A 20,858-nucleotide genomic window follows, 5' to 3' on the forward strand; every position below is an offset into this window, starting at 1 on the left:
GGCATAGCAACACTATGCTAAGAAAAAATGGCTCAAACCTCTGCACTGATAACGACTTTAAAGAAACTCTTGCGCCGCCATAATAAGACTTATGTGGATGTCGCTGCTTGCCTTGAGCTTTCAGAGGCTAGTGTCAAGCGGCTATTTGCTGAGCAAAATATTTCCTTACAACGCTTAGATGCGATCTGCACGCTATTGGATTTAGAAATTAGCGATCTAGTTGCTGAAATGAAGGCAGAGCAAAAACGCCCCATTACTGAACTCACCTTAGCGCAAGAAAGGCAAATTGCGGATGATCTGAATCTAATGATGGTGACGGTTTGTGTGCTCAATCGTTGGAGTTTGCAAGATATTATTAGTCACTATCGCTTTAAAGAGACTGATCTGATTCGTTATCTAGCCTTATTGGATAGGCTAAAAATCATCGAGCTACAGCCTCATAATCGGATTAAGCTCTTGATTGCCCCTAATTTCAAATGGCGTGATGATGGCCCCATTATGCAATTATTCCGCGCTAAAATTGAGTCAGAGTATTTTAGAACCACTTTTACTAAAAATAGTGAAAAGTTATTAGTACTCAATGGCATGTTAAGCCCGGTGTCGAATGAAATATTCCAACGTAAAATGGCTCAACTGGCTCACGAATTTGATCAGCTCAGTAAGGATGATGCTCATTTACCCATTGGTGAGCGCACTGGCTCTACGGTAATCATTGCCATTAGGGATTGGGATTATGCCCGCTTATTTGCGGATATGCGCCAGACTCAAGCGCCTGCCAGCTTCCTAGCGCTAAACCATCCAGCGTCCAAGAGCCAATACGATAACGAATCAGGCGTAAGGTCGGAAAACCAATAGCGGCAGTCATACGGCGCACTTGACGATTGCGCCCTTCGCGAATTGTTAGCTCCAACCAAGTATCAGGAATAGCCTGACGTACTCGAATCGGGGGATTACGCTCCCACAAGATCGCAGGGGGTGGAATAATGCGGACTTTAGCCGGTAAGGTCATACCGTCTTTTAGTTCTATCCCGCTACGCAAAGGCTCTAAATCCACCTCTGTGGGTATTCCTTCAACTTGCACCCAATAGGTTTTAGAGGTTTTTTGTTTAGGATCGCTGATTTTATGCTGTAACTTACCATCATCCGTTAATAGCACTAACCCCTCACTATCTCGATCAAGACGCCCTGCGGGATAAACTCCTTTAATAGGGACAAAATCTGCTAAAGTACTCCGCCCTTCCCCATCCGTGAATTGACAGAGTACATCATAAGGTTTATTGAATAAGATAATGCGTGCCATAGCGTATGCAGATTACAGTTGTATCAAAGCCGGCTGAAAGGTTGGAGTCGCATAGCTATCAAATCCTGTCTCGGTGCGCCAAATAAAATAGGCCGCTAGTTTATGCTCTTCTGCAAATTTTCTGCCCTGCTCATCCCCTAATACCATTAGTAATGTCGCATAGGCATCCGCGAGCAATCCCGTCTCCGCCAATACCGACACCGATGCCAAACGATGCTGGACTGGGGTTCCTAAGAGAGGATTCATGGTATGTGAATAACGCTTACCCTCGGCAACAAAGAAATTACGATAATCCCCAGAGGTCGCTAGCCCCACATTATGCAAACCAATACCTTGTTGCACTACGCGCCCTATTTCCACCGGCTTTTCAATCGCAATACGCCAAGCATCCCCGCGTGGACTACTACCCCGTGTGCGCACCTCACCCGCTACCTCGACCATATAGTCACGAATACCTAGAGACTCTAAATACTCACCCGCTTGATCCGTCGCATAACCATCCGCAATAGAGGCTAGTTCGACATGCAGATCCGCTTGGGTTTTACGTAACGCAGGAGGGTCTAAGCGTACTTGTAGCTTTTGATAACCCATTTTGGCTTTGGCTGCCTCAATCTCTGCTGCGGTAGGAATAGCCCCTTGCGCGGGATCACCGTGTTTAAATCCCCATAGCTTTAATAGTGGTGCCACCGTTACATCATATAGCCCTTGACTCTCTTGGCTGAGGCGCAACGTGGTGGTGACAACCTCAGCCAACTCCTTAGAAACGGGTATCCAATCAGTGCTCGTGTTTTGATTAAATTGGGAAATCTCTGAGTTAGGATTCCATGTCCCTAGAATTTGATTCGTATGAGCCAGCACCTTATCCAGCTCCTGCTGAAGCTGCTCGGCACTTTTATCAGGCGGTGGGTTAGTAATCGTGATATGCCATGCTGCAGTGCCAAGCTGTCCCTCTAACCTCAGAAAAGATGGCGACGTATCACAAGCACTGAGCAGGATAAGGGCTGCTAGCATCAAAGCTAGCAACCGAGCAATAGATAAAAGAGGCATTATGAGCATTATGGTTTAGGATTCGTATTCGTTGTTTGATCGGCTAATTTAGCCTTAGTGAATACATCATTCAAGCTTTGCACAAAATGATCGGTCGCTTCACGTACTGACTCAATACTGCGCCGTGCTCTATAGCCCCAACCGCGTGGATTATATAAGAAAATACTACGCCAGGGTTTAGTACTGAGTTGGAAGGCGCGTTGTAAATTACCGTAAATTTCACGCGTTGGTAATTTAGCCGCAATAGATTTAGCCACTTTAGAGCGAATGGTGAAATGTATGACAATCGCACCCACGACTAAAATAGTAATAAATAGCATCCATGCAATCGGACTAGACCCAATATCCCCCCAAGGTGGATTAAAGATGATCCCATTCCAATAACCTAACCAAGCTGTCAACGCGACTCCACCCACTAATAGGCCACCTAGTATAATACCATCCCACAGTAAGACTTTTTTACGCCAGCTCTGTAACGACATTTGTAAGCTAGGAACCGCTTGTTGTTCTAAGTGGTTAGCGATGGATTCCATATTGCCGGTAATGCGATAAACCCGTTCGGTGTTAACACCCCCAATACGATCCATAATGCGCTTATAATCAGTATTACGTTTTTCTACAAAACGTTGCCATACCTGTTCATTTTCCGCAGGTATTGCTAAACGTTCATTATAAATCACATAGAAATTACCGGAGGCCAGACCCGCTTGAGCTAAAGCTTTTTGCCATGAGGAGACAATATCCTCTAGATTATCTTCTCTAGCCGCAGTATCTATCTGGTTTAAGATAAACAAGAACTTATTATTATCATTACGTCTTTGCGCTCCTTTCACCAAATGCTCTAGAGTATCTTGCATAGCCCCTGGTTCGGGATGGCGGGCATCAAAAAATACTAATACTAAATCTGATAGCTCAATAATATGGTCGGTAATACGCAAGACTGCCTTACGCTGTGCGTCGGCATCAAAGCCCGGCGAGTCAATTAAAATACGCCCCCGCAGTTTTTCACTCGGCGCTACCTTCATTTGTAGGTAATTATTAACCTTAGAACCTTCCCCCGGTGCGACGCGCTCGATTTCCTCACTGATTTGATAAAAAGGAAAGCGCGGATCACCATCTAAAGCTAAGCCGGGCAGAGTTTCGGTTTTACCATCGGGGCTATAGGTAATGACCGTAAAACGATCATCCACTGCCTGATTACCCGAACGCTGCAACTCCATGCCTAAATAGCTATTAATAAAGCTCGATTTACCGGCTGAAAAGGTGCCTAACACCGAGACCATAGGCCACCATGAAATCTGAGTGGCATAAGACTCCGCAGGGCTTAATAACCCTAGCCGTTTAGCAACTTTATCGAGTTGCTGATAAAAACTCACAACCTCAACTAAAATAGGGTTCTCACGGCTCAATTGCTCCTGCAAACGACTAATGCGCTGCTCAATACGCTTTCCGGGGTTTATCATTGCTATCCTCTTTTTACGATTAGTCTGCCACCCAACCCCCCCTACGGTGTTGGATGACTCAGCCCCGTGACAGATGGGGGAGTTGGTGTTAATTGTAGTGCATTTAATAAAGTACTGGTGCTCATAACATCGACAGTGGGTTGAGTATTCTGCATTACTGTTATCATATTAGGCAAAGCACTAAACGTTGATGCGTTACTATTATCAGGTGATGGCCAATAATAACTCTGTTGCGGGTAGTAAGTCACGGGTGGCGGTGGTACATATTGACGCTGATTAGTACCCGAAAAAGACATAAAATGACTCATCATCTTAAAAGGACTAGAGAAACGCTGATTAAGACTGCCCATGTCTCCTTGCAGATTATACATAGAGGCTGCCATGTTTTGAGCCGAGCTATTCATTTGTTGCACATCATTAGCCATACGCCCCGTATTATTGGTCATGCCAATCAAATAATAAGCCATATTTTGCGTAGATTCCGTCACATAGCCCATATTTACCGACACACTATTCAAGCTCAATACCATCGTATTAAGATCCTTTTTAACCACCGTCTGCATCTCTACCACGCTATCGGTCATACGCCGCATATCCGTCTGCATAGCCACAATGGTATTAGTTAGGCGATGTACATCCATAGCCAGACTTTGAACAAGGTAAAAACCATACAAAGCTAAAATAATAAAAGCTAATAAAGAAGGGTAAACAATAAACTTAAGTAAATTAGTATCTTGGACTTGCTTGACTTCAAATTGGTGTAACTCCTGTTCAACCTCCTTAATTTCTTGCTCAAGCGCGGGGGGACTAGCACTAGATGCCGCCATAACTCATATCTCTCTTCAGGTGACTCACATCAGTCATAAGTAGGTATACCACAGTAATCGGGTATTTCTGGAGCAGTCTTGGTGGCAGGGATACCGCCTTGTAGCGTACAAGGATGTATTCACAGCGACTGCAAAAGAAATACCTGATTGCTTTGGTTCAAGTACTTAAGCATTCAACTACTCAAGGCTTAGTAAGCAATAGCTTAGGCAAAAAAAACAAAGCGGGATATAGCTCTCTAGGCTATACCCCGCTTCTCATATTGGATAAGCTTAATGCTTACTGCCCGATTAAAGCGCCGAGTTTTTTACCTTTCTCTGGATTGGTAATATCGACATAAACTTTCATATTGATTAACTCAATAGTACGTCCCTGCTCTTTTAACCATGGGCCAATTTCGATATATAAATCCGTTGCTTTTTCAGGATTTTCCATTTTCCAAAAGACATTAGCTAACTCACCCTTATAGGCTGGATTAGCATCTAGTGCCGTTAATTTTTCATACCAGCTCACAGCCTCTTCTAGCTTAGCCATATTATTACTCTTAACCCCATCCCAATAGGCTTGGCGGGCTGTTTTTAATAATGACTGCACATCTGAGGTCTCAGCCATTACGATGGTAGTAGTGGCTACAGTGGTAGTGACGGTATCAACTGGCTCAATATTGGTATCAGCCGCTGCAGACTGGTTTTCCGTTTCCGTAACGACTTCTTTAACTTCTGCTACCGCTTGGGTAGGTGCAGCAGGGGTAGCTTGATTGCTTTGAGCAGCAGCCGTTTCAGTAGCTGCCGTATCGGTGGGTGCTGCTTGAGCTGCTTGTGTTGCTTGCTCCGCCATGGCTTGACCACCATGAGCAGCCTGTGCGGAGGGCTGTGGATTAGTCGCTGCTGCTTCAACAGGTGCCACATTCTTTGCCTCTGGGGTTTTAGCACCTACAAACAAATTTAAGGCAATAGCAATGAAAGCTAAAATCCATGCAAACGCAATCGGATGCTTGAGCAACCACTGCCAAGAATCGCGTACTTTATCCATTCCAGACTCCTCTTAAAACTTAAAACGTTTAGGTCAGCTATTAAACAGAATAGTTGGGTATTATTCTGTTTAGAATAATTACATTGCGTAGGGTGTGGGGGCACAGCATGACTATTTCATTTAATGACACATCACGCTTAGGCTCAGACCCTAAGCTGCTAAAGTCTAAGCCTATATAGTCATGTTTTTACTTGTCAATCGCTAATAATCAAGCTATGCCTAATAAATTTTCAAATCTAGGGGTAAGACTAACATCAATCCCTTAGAATTGAACATTTTATCGCAGGATAAAATGTTCAAAGATGCTTGTTATTGTGGTTTAGCAGGCGGTTGGTCTTGTGGAGCCATGGGGGCTGGAGGTGCTGACATGGGGGGAGCCATCCTATTATTAGGAGCAACCATCATGGGCATAGGCATCATACGATAGCCTTGTGGCACGACATAACCTTGAGGCCAACCATAACCCTGCGGAACAGGCATACCGTTTTGCATTGGTACAGGCATTACCGGTATGAAGTACATCACTTGGGGCTGCTGAGTGTAATACATGTGTGGTTTTGCTGAAGACATCGGCGGCATGGGATGACGGCCTGTTGGTGGCATAGGATGGTTAGGTCCAGCTCCCCGCTGAGGCATGAAATGGTTAGGCTTAGCACCACCCACTCCTTGTTGCGGCATGGGATGATTCGGTTTAGCACCTTGACCATGTTGTGGCATGGGGTGATCCGGTTTCATATGATGCATAGGCATATCATGTTGCATCTGATCCATAGGCATATCATGTTGCATCTCTGCTGCCTGTTCAGCCTCAGGAGCTTCAGGAGCTGGAGCAACGACTACAGGCATAGGTGGCGCTTCAGGAGCATTAGCTTGTTGAGTATCGATGGGCACGGTTAGTAGGGGTTGCGCCGCCATTTGAGGGCTAGGTGGAACCTCTTTAGGTGCCTCTGCTGCTTCAGGATTTGCTGCCTCTACGGGTGCAGGTTTATCTAGTACCAAACGTGTGGTAGTAGATTCAGATAGTGCTGGAGCCTCAGCGGATTTAGGTGCTTCGGGGGCTGGAGCCGCCGCTTGAGCTTCTGCTGGTTTGGGCGCATCGGCTGCGGGGGTGGGAGCCGCTTGAGTTTCTGTTGGTTTGGGTGCTTCAGGCGCTAAGGGAATTTCGGTATCTAGTATTAACAGTCCAGCCGCTGGGGTTGCTGCATCTAGTATAATTTCAGCCTCTTCTACCATTGCCTCATCATCTGCATCATCACTGGCTGCTTCAGCTTCAGGAGGCGCTTCGGCTGCGTCATCACTCGCAGCTTCAGCTTCAGGAGATGCCTCGGCTGCGGGTGCTGTTGATGATTGTGTTGTTACTTCAGCAGGTGTCGTCGGTGCTGGAGCAGATGCATCTGTCGCCTGTGACTCAGCAGCGGGAGCATTAGCCGCTTCAGGGGCATTGGATGGTTCTGGGGTAGTAGGTGCCGGAGGAGCATTTACGGTCATTTTAGGCTCTTCTGGCTTGACCGGCTCGGAGGGAGAAGGAGGCTCTTGAGGATTACTGGCTATGATCACATCACCTGCATCCGCCATCATTAGACCTTGCGGAGGGGGTGGCATATCCTTTACCGACGTCAGTAGCACTGAATCAGTAAATTCTATATTACCCTCTGACTCACTAAAGGGCCCAGGTGGTGCATCAGGTAAATTATCCTCAACCGTGCTAGTACTAGTGACTAAAGTAACACTCTCAACCCTATCAGAATCAGAGGCTAAATAAGGGCCTTCTGGTGGAGCAGGTACACTCTCTACACTAGCAAGTGCGCCTGTAGAACAACAAGCTGCAATGAGCAAGGTTAGCAAACGTTTTTCAAATGTCTTCATCGTCTTCTTATCCTCGACAGATTAAAGGGAGTCTCTAGGCTGTGCAGTACTACACTGATGGGGATTCTTGTCAGCAATGACCGCCGTGTGGCCTCACTGTAACAGTATCCTTTAGTATTTGGATAGTAACCCTTCAGCGCACAACTACTCTTAGCTTTATTACTTTGCTATTTTTCTCAGTGACTTATCACGAAGCTTAGCTTTAATTAAACGCTGCAATGCCCTTAGTAAATCCAGAATACCCACCCCAATACTGATTATCAGTAACCATAAATATAGTCCAGTGTAAGAAAAAATACTCTTTAGCATCGAGCCTAATTTACCCTTTGATTGCATAGATTGATTAACACTCTCAGGATTAGGTTTAGCCTCACCACTGCCTAATGAGCGACCCGCACTAATACAGCCTAAAGGAATAATAATCAAAGTTAATAAGGTAGAAACCGCACCACCAAAAATCAGCGATACTGCCATACCCTGAAAAATAGGATCAGAAATAATAACACTAGATCCCCCTAATAAAGCTAAAGCAGTAATTAAAATAGGCCGCGTACGTACTTCACAAGAATGAATTACCGCATCCATCACCGTACTACCATTATTCACCGCATCACGCGCAAAATCGACTAATAGAATAGAGTTACGCACAATAATACCCGCTAGGGCAATAAAACCAATCATAGAGGTTGCCGTAAATTCAGCTCCCATCATCCAATGCCCCGGAATAATACCTACTAAAGTTAAAGGAATGGGTGCCATAATAATGGCAGGTAAAATAAAATTACCAAACTGTGCAACAATTAACATATAAATCAAAATCAAAGCCGCACCAAAAGCCATACCCATATCACGGAAAGTTTCAAATGTTACTGTCCACTCCCCGCCCCAGACAACAGCGGTTTTACTATCAACATTGCTAGGTTCACGTAACCAATAAAACTCATCGGCTAATACGGTGCCGTCGGGTGCAGTATAATTAGCATCCTTTACTAATTGCTCGACTTGCTTTTGACCATAGACCGGAGCCGCTAAGCGTCCTGTTCCCTCGGCAGTTACAAACTCTACGGGGCGTAAATCTTTATGAAAAATAGGTTTATCTTGCTGAACTTGTTTAAATGCACCTAATTCATGTAAGGGCACTAATTTACCTTGTGCATTACGTAGCGGTAGCTGTGCTAAACGCATCATTTGCGAGCGCACATTTAAAGGAATCTGTAAAATAATGGCAGTGGGTTCGACAATGGAGCGCACATTTTTAATATCGCCTACAATAAAATTACCCAGCACCATTTCTAAGGTCTGATTAATTTCCTGTACGGTAATACTAGCACGTTGTACTTTACTCTCATCTACTTCAAAACGTACCACATTATAATCAGTCTCCATGAGATTACGAATATCAGTCAGATTTTCTGCTTGCTCAAAAAACCCAGTGAGATCTTTAGCTACTTGGCGGCGTACCTCATCATCCGGCCCATAAACCTCGGCAACTACCGTTTGCAATACCGGAGGCCCTGGTGGCATTTCAACCACCTCAATACTACCCTGTGCAGCCTTTACTAAGGGCGTGAGTAAATCACGTACCTCTAAAGCAATCTGATGGCTAGTTCTTTTACGCTGAGATTTATCGACTAATTGGACTTGAATATCTGCCTGCCAAGGCTGTTGACGTAAATAATAATGCCGCACTAGTCCATTAAAATTAAAAGGTGATGCCGTGCCTATATAACTCTGTAATGCGGTAATTTCTGCAATGGGCTGTATTTTAACGGCTAACTCATGAACTAAATTAGCGGTAACGGGTAAAGCAGTCCCCTCCGGTAGATTTACTACTACATTAAACTCTGGCTTATTATCTAAGGGCAGCATTTTTACTGAAACAGCTTTCAATGGATACATTAACAGTATGGCAGCAAAGAATACCCCAATAATACTAAATAACACTAAGTATCCTAATGATTTACGCTCAACTAAAGGCGTTAATAATGCTCTGAAAAAATGCTCCATATACTGTGCCAGTTTATGTTCTTTTTCAGCATCGTGATGTAATTTTGCTAAACTCGGTTTGAGTAAGTTGGTTAACCAAGGGGTAAAGGCAAAGGCGGCAAATAAAGAAATAATCATCGCAATCGATCCCAATATGGGAATCGGCTGCATATAAGGCCCCATCATGCCACTCACAAACCCCATCGGTAATAAAGCCGCTATAACCGTCGCCGTGGCTAAAATAGTAGGATTACCCACTTCGCGCACTGCATCAACGGCAATATCTAAGTCTTGATTACCGGCTAATAGCCAACGCCGATAAATGTTCTCTACCACTACAATGGCATCATCAACCAAAATACCAATCGAGAAAATCAGCGCAAATAGACTGACTCGATCAATGGTCATGCCTAAAGCCCAGGTTGCAAAAACGGTGGTAGTAATCACCGATGGAATCACTAATAACACCACCGTGCCCGCCCTAACACCTAAGGCTAGGCAAACTAAAAGGGTGACAATACCTGTGGCAATAAATAGCTTTTTAATTAAATCATTCACTTTAACGCGAGCCGTATCACCATAATCGCGGGTAATGGCTACATTGACATTATCGGGAATAATTTGCCCTTTTAAAGTTTCTAAACGCTTTAATACCGCTTGTGAAACATCCACCCCATTGGTACGATTTTTTTTAGCAATGGCAATCGTCACCGCTGCCGCATCATCCGCTTTCACCGTGCTATCAGGGTAAGCCGCGCCGGTGTAATATCCCACCATGCTGCTCGCATCCCCCGGCCCTTGTTTGACCTCGGCAATGTCTTGCACATACACCGGACGCCCATTAATCACCGCTACCATTAAGCGCTTAATCTCATCGGCTGAGTTTAAGAAGGCACCGCTATACACTTGATAAACACGATTAGTCGATTCAACCCGACCGACTTGATATTCCGAATTTGCCGCTTGAATAATACGCGCTACCTGATCTAAGGTGACGCCAAAAGTAGCTAAACGCTCGGGCAATATTTCAACCTGTACCGACTCACGCCGCCCAGACACCATAAAGCTTTGGCTGGTATTATTCACCTCACGCAGTTTTTGGGTGACATCTAGGCCAATTAAACGCAATTGCGCATCATCCACCTCATTAGACCATAAGGTAATAGTCACCACAGGGACATCATCCACCCCTTTAGGTTTAACCAAGGGATCATGTGCCCCTAAAGGTATACGGTCACGATTAGAAGAAAGCTTGTCATAAAGCTTGACCAATGAAGCTTCTAGATCCTGCCCCACTTCAAACTGTACGGTGACCATGGCTTGACCATAACTAGAGATAGAGTACACATGCTCTACCCCGGTCATTTCCGACAAAATCCCCTCTAAAGGTCGCGCGACTAACCCCTCGACCTCTTTGACAGAAGCGCCGGGGTATTGCACAAATACGTCCACCATAGGCACCGAGATTTGCGGATCTTCTTGGCGTGGCGTAATCAGTAACCCTAAAATACCAATGACAAAAAAGGACAATAATAATAAAAGTGATAGCGGCGAAGTAATAAATGCCCGTGCCATCCAACCCGCCACGCCTAATGAATGAGACTTTTCGGTCTCTGCTGTCGATAATGCGTTCATAATCCCCTCTAACTAGCCATTAATAACGTGGATTAATTAGGCTGAGTAGCTGTTTCAGCACTCGGCATCCACCCCGAACCTACTTTAGGAGGAGGATTATCAATAACTTGCTCATTAGGTTTTAAGCCAGAAACAATTTCAATCTTAGAACCATAGACACTACCCGTACGCACTAAGCGCAATTCAGATTTATTATTCGCCACCACTAAAACACTGGGCAAACTCCTGCCCCGCAAAATCGCTGTTTCAGGAATTAATAAGGTTTTAGCCACACTATTAGGATTTGCGGGTAGCAATAGTTCTGCATAGACGCCGGGTTTGGTTTGAATCTGAGTGGGTAGATCTAATTTAACAGTGATGGTATGACGCTCTGGATCGGCTAAAGGGTAAATTTGTGTCACTTTAGCTTTAGTCATGTCACTAACCCCATCAATACGCACATCGATTTCCATGCCTTCTTGAAGCTGATTAATCATACCCGCAGGGACATCTGCTAGAAGACGCATATATTTCATAAACCCAATGCGTAATAAAGGCTGTCCGGGTTGTACCGCATCACCGACCTCTACTAATTTTTGCAGAATAATCCCCTCAAAAGGAGCAATGGCTTGGGTATTACGTAAAGCTGCATCAACCTCTTGGAGCTGCGAGAGGGCTTGTTGCACCATACCATTCGCCTGTGAGACATGATTAGCGCTGGTCATTAAATCGGAATAACGCACGGCCTCCGAGTTATATCCTCCTAGCACAGTATCTGCCATGGGTTTAGTAAACATTTGATCCATGATCGCAGGCAAACCAAAGCCGGGCATAGCTCCTACATCCTTACTACGGGGTGAAATCAGCTCACGATTATATTGAACTTCTGAGGAGCGTAGGGCTGCTTGAGCATTTTGAATTTGAGCTAATACCGCATTACGTTTTGCCAATAATTGCGACTCATCAATTTGCACCAAGGCGACCTCTTTAGGAAAAGCCGTGCCTACCTCACCAGCAATAAACTTGACGACTCCCGCCGTTTGCGCGGATAAGGTGACTTCTTTATAAGGGATAACGGTACTGCCTAATATGGAGGTGGATAGATTATTGACTACTTCAACCGGCACGATAGTGGCTGCCTTTACTAGGGAGGCACTTAACAGGCTACCTACTAGCAAACCCCACCCCACCATGATCTTCATTCGTTTCATTTAATTACGTCCTCAAAGCTAACAACAGACCTCAGCAGCAAAATAACTCGGCCTGTAACCCCAATCTACGCTTAATGTTGAACTGAATAGTAACCCTTTGACTAGCCATCAAAGGGGATAGGGCAATACGGTTCGGGTAAGGGTTCCGAACTGTTTATGTTCAATAATTAACGAGAAAGCATTAGAGTTTGCTAATATATCTGCATTTTCGGTGCTTGTCTCGCTTTGATTTGCATCAGATTTTATCACCTCTACAGAGGCATTAATGAGCTGGTCTAGTAATACTAAGGTTTGCGGCTCGGTATGCTGGGCATAATCGGGGTATATCCAGACATCGCGTAATAGTTTTCCCTCACTAAAACGATAACGAATACGTTGTAGGGTATGCCCGCGCTGTCTACTCCAGTCATAATAATTATTGGCGCTAAACTCCAATAACATCCCCTCCCCCTGACTAATACTAGGCTGAGTCGAATTAAAGTCATTGGTAATCGCACGAGGAGCCGCTTGGCGTACATCCCGCTCCCACATCATAAAAGCCTGTTGTACTTCTGTTAAGGCCGTGAGTGCATGGCGTGACTGCTGCTCGGTAAAGATTAACGTGTTTAGCGCTTGATAGGACATCACTGAAATGAGCGCGAAAATGCTCAAGGCAATCAGCACCTCAATTAAAGTAAAACCCTTTTGAGCAGATCGAACAGCAGGTACGGTAGTCATAACTTAGTTAGCCTAAAACCATGTTCTAGTGCGACACGCTTATCAAAATTATCCGCTTGGGTGCTTACTTCCACCACAATTTCAAGCAGTTCTGCCTCCGGTGTCGGCTTAATAGTTTGCCGCCAATACCAAGTACGCCCTGCCATAAGGGTTTCGCCTTGGGTCTCACCTTCAGAGGCTTGATCAAGTTGAGCGCGGCTGATTTGATTTAAAGCCACCCAACTGCCCAGCGTATTGCTCTCTAATACACTCACGGTATTTAAAGCACTACCGACTAATTGACTCGTGGCTCCCAATACTAATCCCAAAATAAGCAAAGCCACTAAGACCTCAATGAGACTAAAGCCAGCTTGTGCCGCCACACCTGATTTAGGCCAATTACTCATGCCTCACCCGCCCTAGGCTATCCCACTCTTGCTTTAACTCATCTTTAGCATTTAACCAAGCAAACCCAAAAGGTGTCATTTCCCCCGTGGGCAAAAACACAATCTGCGGTTGACGCGGTGATTCGTCGGTATTGTTAAATAATTTCTCTAACTCAGTAGGTTCAACATAGTCGGGTAAAATGACAGGGACTTGTTCTAAATAAAGCTGCTCTTTTAGACTTGGGTCAAATTCATAACGTTGTTGTTTGGCTAAAGTGACCAGTTGCCATTGCTTAGGCGCGGTTTGTTCAAAAAATTGATAGCCCTTTTGATCAATCAGCAGTCCTAATACTCTTGAACTCACCACCGCCTCATTCTGCGCTAAGCGTAATACAGCACTAAACTCATTAGAGGCTTGGTCTATCGGGTTCGTTTTAACGGAGCTTAGGGATACACTGGCAATGCCGTAAAGTACACCTAAGATAATGAGTACTAACAACATTTCTAAGAGTGAAAAACCAGTGTATCGAGCCGGCATAGTATTAAATACGCTCCTTAGCGCTGCCAATTGCCAATATCATCATCACTTTCTTTGCCATCTTTACCGAGGCTAAACACATCATAGTCACCGCCACTTTTAGCGCCCGGACTCGCATAACGATATTCACGCCCCCAAGGATCAACCGGAATATCTTTGGCCCCTTTAATATAAGGCCCCTGCCAATTACGTGGAATCGGCTCACCAGAAGGTTTAGTCACCAGTGCTTTTAAGCCTTGCTCAGTTGAGGGTAGCGCTGAATTTTGGGCTTGATAGAGCGTTAGGGTGGTTTCTAAATTTTTGATCGCACTCGCCGCTGCGACACGTTTCCCCTCATCGGAAGCCCCTGTCATATTAGGAATAGCTACTGCTAGCAGCACGCCTATGATAGTAATGACAATTAATAGCTCCATTAATGAAAAGCCTTGGGTTTTACGGCTATAACGACGTTGTTGCCTCATAATCCTTATCCTATTTGATCCTGCTATTATCAGTAATTTTAATTTAAAGTGTGGGTGGTTAAAATCGTGTCAGTAAAGCCTAGATTAGGCCATGCTCTGTCACCCTCTATAGACTAATTATCCTTTCTTAAGGTTTTAGCATTGTGCCCTTTATTTTTAAGACCTACGGGTCAATATTAGTCTTAAGTTTAGTGTTAGTAGTGGCTCAATGGTCACCTGAGTGGCTGTACTATGAGCGCACTAAACTAGCGCAAGGCGAGTTATGGCGTCTAGTGAGTGGGCATTTTACTCACAGCAATGCCGCACATTTGTCACTCAATTTAGTGGGGTTCTGGCTCTGGCGACTCCTGCAACCTGCTACTCTCCCCCAGCACCGTATTCTTAGTCTGAGTTTGCTCTTAGCCCTCATCATTAGCTTGTTATTTTGGTTCACCTTGCCTCAGTTACACTGGTATGTGGGGTTTTCAGGTATTCTTTATAGCCTATTTGGGGCTTGGGTAGGCTATTTACTCTATACCCGCGAGTATTTAATAGGCAGCATCCTCGGTCTTACCCTCATCGGCAAAACGCTTTGGGACGCTACTCATCCTGATAACCTTAGCCAACAACTCATTGCTGTCCCTGTGGTGTATCAAGCCCATCTATATGGACTGGCACTTAGCCCACTGAGCACATGGTATTTGTATAGACGTATCCCCGCTATCCACACTCAGGCTTAGTAGTAAAAATGTACTCATGGGCTATGACACTAAAACAGCAGTGCAGCACTTTATGGCACAGCCCCTGTCCGCTATGTCAAGCACAACGCCCGTTAAATCAACTAATTTGCTCAGCTTGTTGGGCAGCTCTCCCCACTCCTCCGGCCTTTACGCTTGATCCTGACTTTACCGTGCTTTATGCGTTTTATTATACGGCTCCCATTCGAGAGCTGATCCTAAAAATTAAATTTGCCCACTCACTAGCGGATACTCAGTTATTAGCGCAACTCATAGCACTGCGCTTAACCCCACAGATTCAAGATAAACCCGATATTATTATCCCCGTCCCGTTGCATCAGCAGCGACTACGAAAACGCGGTTTTAATCAGGCACTAGAGTTAGCCAAACCCCTAGCAAATGCGCTAGACTGTCCAGTCAGTACAGCATTTATTCAACGCATTAAAGCCACCAAAGCACAATCAAGCTTGCCAGCCGCCGAGCGTATGCACAATGTTCAACAGGCCTTTGCTTTGTTACAACCTATACCTTATCGACATGTGGCTTTATTTGATGATGTCCTCACTACCGGAGCGACCTTAGGTACACTTAAGCAACTGCTACAGACTCATGGGGTGGAGCGGGTAGATTTTTATGCTTGTGCCCGTCCTTTACTGTAGGGCTACTAGCCTCACTGATTTGAGAGATCGACATTATGATTCGTAGTATGACAGCGTTTGCCTATCGAGAAAGCACCACCGATCAAGGGATGCTCAGCCTAGAAATACGCTCGGTTAATCACCGTTACCTCGATATTTCCCTACGTCTGCCTGAGGAGTTTCGCAACCAAGAAAATACCTTGCGTGACTTTATTCTGAGCCGAGTTAAGCGTGGTAAAATTGAGCTAACTTTACGCTTTACCCCTTTGTTTAATACAGAAAACGCTATTCAGGTGAATGAAGAGCTGGCAAAGTCACTGATTGTTGCTTGTCGTCAGATTGAGGCCATTGCGGGTAATACCGAAGCGCTAAAAGCGGTTGATATTTTACGTTGGCCCGGCGTCACGCAAGAAGCACGCCCTAATTTAGAACACCTACATCAGCAGGTACGCGCTTTAGTATTAGAAGCCTTAAATGATTTAGTCAGCACTCGTAGTCGTGAGGGACAGCGTTTGGCAGAGTTTATCTATGCCCGTTGTGATCAAATTGCGGAGATTTCAGTACGGATTCGCAAACGTCGCCCGATTATTATCCAACAGCTTCGTGATAAGATTTTACAACGCCTAGAAGAACTCAATATTCATCCTGATAATAATCGCTTAGAACAAGAGCTAGTTCTATTAGCACAGCGCCTTGATGTGGAGGAAGAGCTTGATCGCATTATGGCGCATCTAGATGAAATTAATGAGGTACTTGAGCGTAAAGAACCTATAGGTCGTCGCTTAGATTTTCTCATGCAAGAATTAAATCGTGAAGCCAATACGCTGAGTGCTAAATCGAATGATACCGAAACGACGCAAGCGACAGTTGATTTAAAAGTATTAATCGAACAGTTGCGCGAGCAGGTACAAAATATAGAATAATAGCTTGGCTGAATTCAGTACATTATAAAACGGTAAGTGATAGATAAGTGGCAATGGACAATAAAGATTATTATGCCCTACTAGGGATCACGGCAAATGCTGATAATGAGACAATTAAGATTGCTTACCGTAGGGCTGCGCGTAAATATCATCCCGATGTGAGTCGCGAGGCCAATGCTGAGGAATTATTTAAAGCGGTTAATGAGGCTTATGAGGTACTCAGTAATCCACTTAAACGTGAAAAATTCAACCGCCTTTATCAAACTTGGCAGGCAGAGTCGGAAAAGTTCTCTTACACGGCTGCCTCAGCACAAGCTCAGGCCAAGTCAACTGCCTCCCCTCCTAACAACACACCTGTACCTAAAGGCCGCTTAGGTAATTTGCTGGATAAATTATTTGGCACGACTGATAGACCGCCTCTAAAGCATACCTTGCGTAAAGCAGCTAAAAATATGGCTCAAGTGGCCTCCGTACGCCTTACACTAGAAGATGTCTATTTAGGGGCAACAAAGACCATTAAACTGCCTACAGGTGAAAATGTTCAGGTCAAAATTCCACAGGGCATCGAGGACGGCAAAAAAATCCGCTTGCCCGGTAAAGGCTTACAAAATAGTGACTTACATTTAAAGATTCAGTTAGTTGAACATCCCTTATTCACATTACAAGCACAAGATCTACATCTTACCTTACCTATTGCCCCTTGGGAGGCGGCTTTAGGCTCTAAAATCACGATTCCCGGTTTAGGTGGGCCATTACAGCTCTCCGTTCCTAGCAATACTAATAGTGGGCAAAAATTACGCTTAAAAGGTCAGGGCATGCCTTCCGTTGAAGCTATTGGTGATTTAATTGTTACGATTCAAATTGAAACGCCCCCCGTACACAATAAGCAAGAGCGTGATTTCTATCTGCAAATGGCGCAACACTTTGAGTGGACGCCTAGGACTAACTTCTAAATGACCTCCTAACATTTGCATTTGTTGTTTAGTTAAAACAGTGCTAGTTTTAGCATTCATGGGAATCTGTTTTACCGCTTACATCAACACTACTAAAGCGGCTCAGCTAGGCATAATTCAAATTTATTCTTCGCTTTACTTAGGTAACAATCCATGTGGTCGCATAGACTTAAAACAACAATTTTAACAGGTATTTTTTTGGCTTCGATCAACACTGTTAGCGCAGGTGTTATACCTAGTTATGTGGGCAATCAAAAAGTCCCCTCTTTAGCACCTATGCTAGAGCGGGTGACACCAGCGGTTGTGAATATCGCTACTAAGGGTCGCTCTAAAGCGGATGCTTCCGTATTAAAGGATCCTTTTTTTCAGCGCTTTCTCAATAATCCTGCCGACAAAAGCTCGACTAAACCCATTGACGGCACCGGCTCTGGTGTCATTGTGCATAGTCGCTTAGGCCATATCCTAACCAATTATCATGTCATTCAAGATGCTGAAAGTATTCAAGTCACTCTCAATGATGGGCGACGTTTTGAGGCTTCGATTGTTGGGACAGACGAACGCGCGGATTTGGCAATTTTAAAAATCAAATCCTCTGATTTAGTATCGATTCCTTTTGGTGACTCCACGCGGATGCGGGTGGGTGACTTTGTGGTCGCTATTGGCAACCCCTATGGTATTGGTCAATCGGTCTCGTCTGGCATTGTGAGCGCTCTGCATCGTAATCCGGGCATTGGTGAGTATGAAAATTTTATTCAAACCGATGCCTCGATTAATTTAGGTAACTCCGGGGGTGCCTTGGTCAATCTAAATGGCGAATTAGTGGGTATCAATACGGCCATTTTAGGGGGGCAAAGTGGGGGCAATATTGGGATTGGATTTGCGATTCCTATTAATACTGCGATGGGAGTGATTGATCAAATTATTCGCTACGGTACAGTAGAGCGGGGTGAAATTGGGATTGAGGTGAGTAATCCTAGTGCTGCCCTGACGGAGCAAGCCGGTATTGATAACGGGGTGGGTGCATTAATTACGCAAGTTTTTCCTAACTCCCCTGCTGAGCAAGCGGGCTTAGAGGCAGGCGATATTATTGTCAGAATTGATAATCAGGATATGCTGAGTGCTAGTGAAGTTAAAAACTTTATTGGTGCTATGCGTGTTGGAACCGAAATTTCACTGACTTTTGTACGCAAAGGCGAATATTTTATGACCAATGCTGTACTCACTAAACCAGCTAGCAACTAGCTGCACCTACTACCTCATAAGCTAAAGGGGCTAGAAACTGCCCCTAGTCTATACCCCTAGTCAAAAGATGGGTCAGTTTACCGCTAACTATTGAAAATTATTATATTTGGGTAATAGGCCAGAATGAGCGGGTAAAATTCAGTCACAACAAAGTGTTATTGACAATAGCGTAAAAAATGATATAAGTATGAAGGTATAGGGATTACTGAATCCCCTATGAACCTGTAGCATCAGGAATGACGATGGATGAAAGCGCTTAAGCCCAGCGCTGTCGTGATTTCGCTATAGGGACAGATTTGGTTTCCCCAATCCAAATCTGTTAATTCGACCCCGGCTTTTAGACCCCCTGTTTGGCCGGGGTTCCTTTTAAGGGATACTAACTTGCTAATTGTGAATAGTTGCTGAATCGTTTGTGTTCTGGCTACGCTCTAACCATTCCTCTAATTTAGCCCACACTACATCCAAACCTAAGCCATCCTGAGCTGAAAAAGTCTGCACGGTAATGTTTCCATTGAATTCTTGCAGTTTTTTACGTACTGCTAATAGCTCATTCATTATCGCTCCCCTTTTTAATTTATCGGCTTTATTTAGTAATATATGTACCGGTAAATTCCGCGCAGCCGCCCATTGTAATAACATACTATCGTGCTCGGTTAAAGGATGACGAATATCCATAACAATGATTAACCCTTTTAATGTTTTGCGTTTGGTTAAATAATCATTGATAAAGCGTTGCCATTCTAATTTAATTGCCTCTGGTACTTTTGCATAACCATAACCCGGCAAATCGACCAAATATTCTCCTTGAGGTAGAGCAAAAAAATTAATTAATTGAGTGCGCCCAGGGGTTTTACTAGTACGCGCTAAAGAGCGTTGTGAACAAATTCGATTAATAGAACTCGATTTCCCTGAATTAGAGCGCCCGGCAAAGGCTACTTCAAACCCCGCCTCTGGAGGTAAAGTTTTAGGGGTTGTCGCACTTTGAGTAAAACGTGCCTGTTGAAAGTAGTGATTCATGTTAGCATTCTCTAATATTTTTTGAGGCATTAAGTTTGAATATGTTATACAATTTTGACGTTTTAACACGAGCGCATAGTAGCGCTATAGTACAGATTTTTTACTGGCTTGACTAATCGCAAGTCTCGCCATAACACCCGTATTTTAGACTGTGTTTGTTTGTCCACTCTACTAGGTAATCAACAGGGTCAAGGTTTTATTTGTTCATAGACTTCAGAGCTTATCGATTTTAGGAGCACTTTATAAATGAAAAAAGCACTTTTGATTGCGCTTGCCAGTCTCACCATTGGCGCCTCTACTGTTGCTTGGTCTGCAGGTGACGCTGCAGCCGGTAAAACCAAAGCCGCTGTTTGTGCTGCCTGCCATGCGGCGGATGGTAATAGTGTGAATCCCGAATGGCCAAAACTAGCGGGTCAGCATGAGACTTATATTACGAAGGCCTTGCATGACTTCAAAGACAAAGCACGTGAAAACGCCCTTATGTCTCCGCAAGCGGCCATTTTAAGTGACCAAGATATGCAGGATTTAGCTGCCTACTTCTCTAGCCAAGAAGCCAAGCCCGGTGCAGCCGATATGACTAAGGTAGAGTTAGGCGAAAAAATCTATCGGGGTGGTAATATCGCAACAGGCGTTGCAGCCTGTGCAGCTTGCCATGGCCCTACTGGTGCTGGTAATCCAGCCGCTAAGTTCCCCTCACTACAAGGGCAACATGCCACCTATACTAAGTTGCAACTGAATATGTTCCGCAATGGTGGTCGTGCTACTGACGCTGGCAAAATGATGCGTAATATCGCCTCGAAAATGAGTGATGCGGAAATCGATGCGGTATCCGAATATATTGCTGGATTACAGAAGTAAATTTAAGCTCGACTTAATAATCTGATATAAGACTAGGGTGAGCTTAGGCTCGCCCTTTTTATTGTCCCTTATCTGTAAGCCAATCT

Annotated in this window: 19 protein-coding genes and 1 pseudogene; 7 read left to right on the forward strand and 13 right to left on the reverse strand. The window is 44.6% G+C overall.

Features of this window, described 5'->3' with window-relative positions; translation table 11 throughout:
- Nucleotides 1–27: 27 nt before the first annotated feature.
- A pseudogene (locus A3IK_RS21680) lies at nucleotides 28–210 on the forward strand (helix-turn-helix domain-containing protein); the annotation flags it as partial.
- A 508-nt stretch (nucleotides 211–718) separates the two neighbouring features.
- On the opposite strand, the gene A3IK_RS21685 reads toward A3IK_RS21680, so the two are convergent.
- The 12 genes from A3IK_RS21685 to gspG form a co-directional block, all read right to left on the reverse strand.
- Nucleotides 719–1,300 (reverse strand): rRNA large subunit pseudouridine synthase E, encoded by a 582-nt coding sequence (locus tag A3IK_RS21685; protein WP_083915671.1) that lies wholly within the window; start codon nucleotides 1,298–1,300, stop codon nucleotides 719–721.
- Nucleotides 1,301–1,312: 12 nt separating this feature from the next.
- A complete protein-coding gene (locus tag A3IK_RS0105315) occupies nucleotides 1,313–2,311 on the reverse strand; it encodes an FAD:protein FMN transferase (protein ID WP_245539459.1) in 999 nt (332 codons plus the stop codon).
- A gap of 44 nt (nucleotides 2,312–2,355) precedes the next feature.
- Nucleotides 2,356–3,810 carry a dynamin family protein gene (locus A3IK_RS0105320; RefSeq protein ID WP_020558943.1) on the reverse strand — a complete coding sequence of 485 codons (1,455 nt, stop codon included), beginning with the start codon at nucleotides 3,808–3,810 and terminating at the stop codon, nucleotides 2,356–2,358.
- 41 nt (nucleotides 3,811–3,851) lie between these two features.
- The gene (locus tag A3IK_RS0105325) at nucleotides 3,852–4,637 is read right to left on the reverse strand and encodes a hypothetical protein (protein ID WP_020558944.1); all 786 of its coding nucleotides are present in this window, start codon (nucleotides 4,635–4,637) and stop codon (nucleotides 3,852–3,854) included.
- A 277-nt stretch (nucleotides 4,638–4,914) separates the two neighbouring features.
- On the reverse strand, nucleotides 4,915–5,667 hold the full coding sequence (locus tag A3IK_RS0105330) for a hypothetical protein (protein WP_020558945.1): 753 nt from the start codon (nucleotides 5,665–5,667) through the stop codon (nucleotides 4,915–4,917).
- 309 nt (nucleotides 5,668–5,976) lie between these two features.
- Nucleotides 5,977–7,533, reverse strand: coding sequence for a hypothetical protein (locus A3IK_RS20185; protein ID WP_020558946.1), 1,557 nt, complete (start codon nucleotides 7,531–7,533; stop codon nucleotides 5,977–5,979).
- Nucleotides 7,534–7,692: 159 nt separating this feature from the next.
- The gene (locus A3IK_RS0105340) at nucleotides 7,693–11,154 is read right to left on the reverse strand and encodes an efflux RND transporter permease subunit (RefSeq protein ID WP_020558947.1); all 3,462 of its coding nucleotides are present in this window, start codon (nucleotides 11,152–11,154) and stop codon (nucleotides 7,693–7,695) included.
- 32 nt (nucleotides 11,155–11,186) lie between these two features.
- Nucleotides 11,187–12,344 (reverse strand): efflux RND transporter periplasmic adaptor subunit, encoded by a 1,158-nt coding sequence (locus A3IK_RS0105345; RefSeq protein ID WP_245539460.1) that lies wholly within the window; start codon nucleotides 12,342–12,344, stop codon nucleotides 11,187–11,189.
- Nucleotides 12,345–12,452: 108 nt separating this feature from the next.
- On the reverse strand, nucleotides 12,453–13,061 hold the full coding sequence (gspJ, locus tag A3IK_RS0105350; RefSeq protein ID WP_020558949.1) for a type II secretion system minor pseudopilin GspJ: 609 nt from the start codon (nucleotides 13,059–13,061) through the stop codon (nucleotides 12,453–12,455).
- The gene (gene gspI / locus A3IK_RS18610; protein WP_020558950.1) at nucleotides 13,058–13,447 is read right to left on the reverse strand and encodes a type II secretion system minor pseudopilin GspI; all 390 of its coding nucleotides are present in this window, start codon (nucleotides 13,445–13,447) and stop codon (nucleotides 13,058–13,060) included. Before gspI ends, gspJ begins: the two co-directional genes overlap by 4 nt.
- Nucleotides 13,440–13,964, reverse strand: coding sequence for a type II secretion system minor pseudopilin GspH (gene gspH / locus A3IK_RS20190; protein WP_020558951.1), 525 nt, complete (start codon nucleotides 13,962–13,964; stop codon nucleotides 13,440–13,442). The genes gspI and gspH overlap by 8 nt, the downstream gene beginning before the upstream one ends.
- Nucleotides 13,965–13,981: 17 nt before the next feature.
- Nucleotides 13,982–14,425: a type II secretion system major pseudopilin GspG gene (gspG, locus tag A3IK_RS0105365; RefSeq protein WP_020558952.1), complete on the reverse strand. Its 444-nt coding sequence runs from the start codon at nucleotides 14,423–14,425 to the stop codon at nucleotides 13,982–13,984.
- A gap of 143 nt (nucleotides 14,426–14,568) precedes the next feature.
- Between gspG and rrtA the strand changes: the two genes are divergently transcribed.
- The 5 genes from rrtA (at nucleotide 14,569) to A3IK_RS18625 (ending at nucleotide 18,897) form a co-directional block, all read left to right on the forward strand.
- Entirely contained in the window at nucleotides 14,569–15,144 is a 576-nt protein-coding gene (gene rrtA / locus A3IK_RS0105370; protein WP_020558953.1) for a rhombosortase, read from the forward strand.
- Nucleotides 15,145–15,152: 8 nt separating this feature from the next.
- Nucleotides 15,153–15,800 carry a ComF family protein gene (locus tag A3IK_RS18620; RefSeq protein ID WP_020558954.1) on the forward strand — a complete coding sequence of 216 codons (648 nt, stop codon included), beginning with the start codon at nucleotides 15,153–15,155 and terminating at the stop codon, nucleotides 15,798–15,800.
- 35 nt (nucleotides 15,801–15,835) lie between these two features.
- Nucleotides 15,836–16,702: a YicC/YloC family endoribonuclease gene (locus A3IK_RS0105380; protein WP_020558955.1), complete on the forward strand. Its 867-nt coding sequence runs from the start codon at nucleotides 15,836–15,838 to the stop codon at nucleotides 16,700–16,702.
- Nucleotides 16,703–16,755: 53 nt separating this feature from the next.
- Nucleotides 16,756–17,655 carry a DnaJ C-terminal domain-containing protein gene (locus A3IK_RS0105385; RefSeq protein ID WP_020558956.1) on the forward strand — a complete coding sequence of 300 codons (900 nt, stop codon included), beginning with the start codon at nucleotides 16,756–16,758 and terminating at the stop codon, nucleotides 17,653–17,655.
- 153 nt (nucleotides 17,656–17,808) lie between these two features.
- The gene (locus A3IK_RS18625; RefSeq protein ID WP_020558957.1) at nucleotides 17,809–18,897 is read left to right on the forward strand and encodes a trypsin-like peptidase domain-containing protein; all 1,089 of its coding nucleotides are present in this window, start codon (nucleotides 17,809–17,811) and stop codon (nucleotides 18,895–18,897) included.
- A 384-nt stretch (nucleotides 18,898–19,281) separates the two neighbouring features.
- Here A3IK_RS18625 and yihA read toward each other — a convergent pair whose 3' ends face one another.
- Nucleotides 19,282–19,914 (reverse strand): ribosome biogenesis GTP-binding protein YihA/YsxC, encoded by a 633-nt coding sequence (yihA, locus tag A3IK_RS0105395; RefSeq protein WP_020558958.1) that lies wholly within the window; start codon nucleotides 19,912–19,914, stop codon nucleotides 19,282–19,284.
- Nucleotides 19,915–20,160: 246 nt separating this feature from the next.
- On the opposite strand from yihA, the gene A3IK_RS0105400 reads away from it, so the two are divergent.
- On the forward strand, nucleotides 20,161–20,772 hold the full coding sequence (locus tag A3IK_RS0105400) for a c-type cytochrome (RefSeq protein ID WP_020558959.1): 612 nt from the start codon (nucleotides 20,161–20,163) through the stop codon (nucleotides 20,770–20,772).
- The last annotated feature ends 86 nt before the right edge of the window (nucleotides 20,773–20,858 follow it).

It is taken from the genome of Thiofilum flexile DSM 14609 (assembly GCF_000380185.1).
Lineage (GTDB): Bacteria > Pseudomonadota > Gammaproteobacteria > Thiotrichales > Thiotrichaceae > Thiofilum > Thiofilum flexile.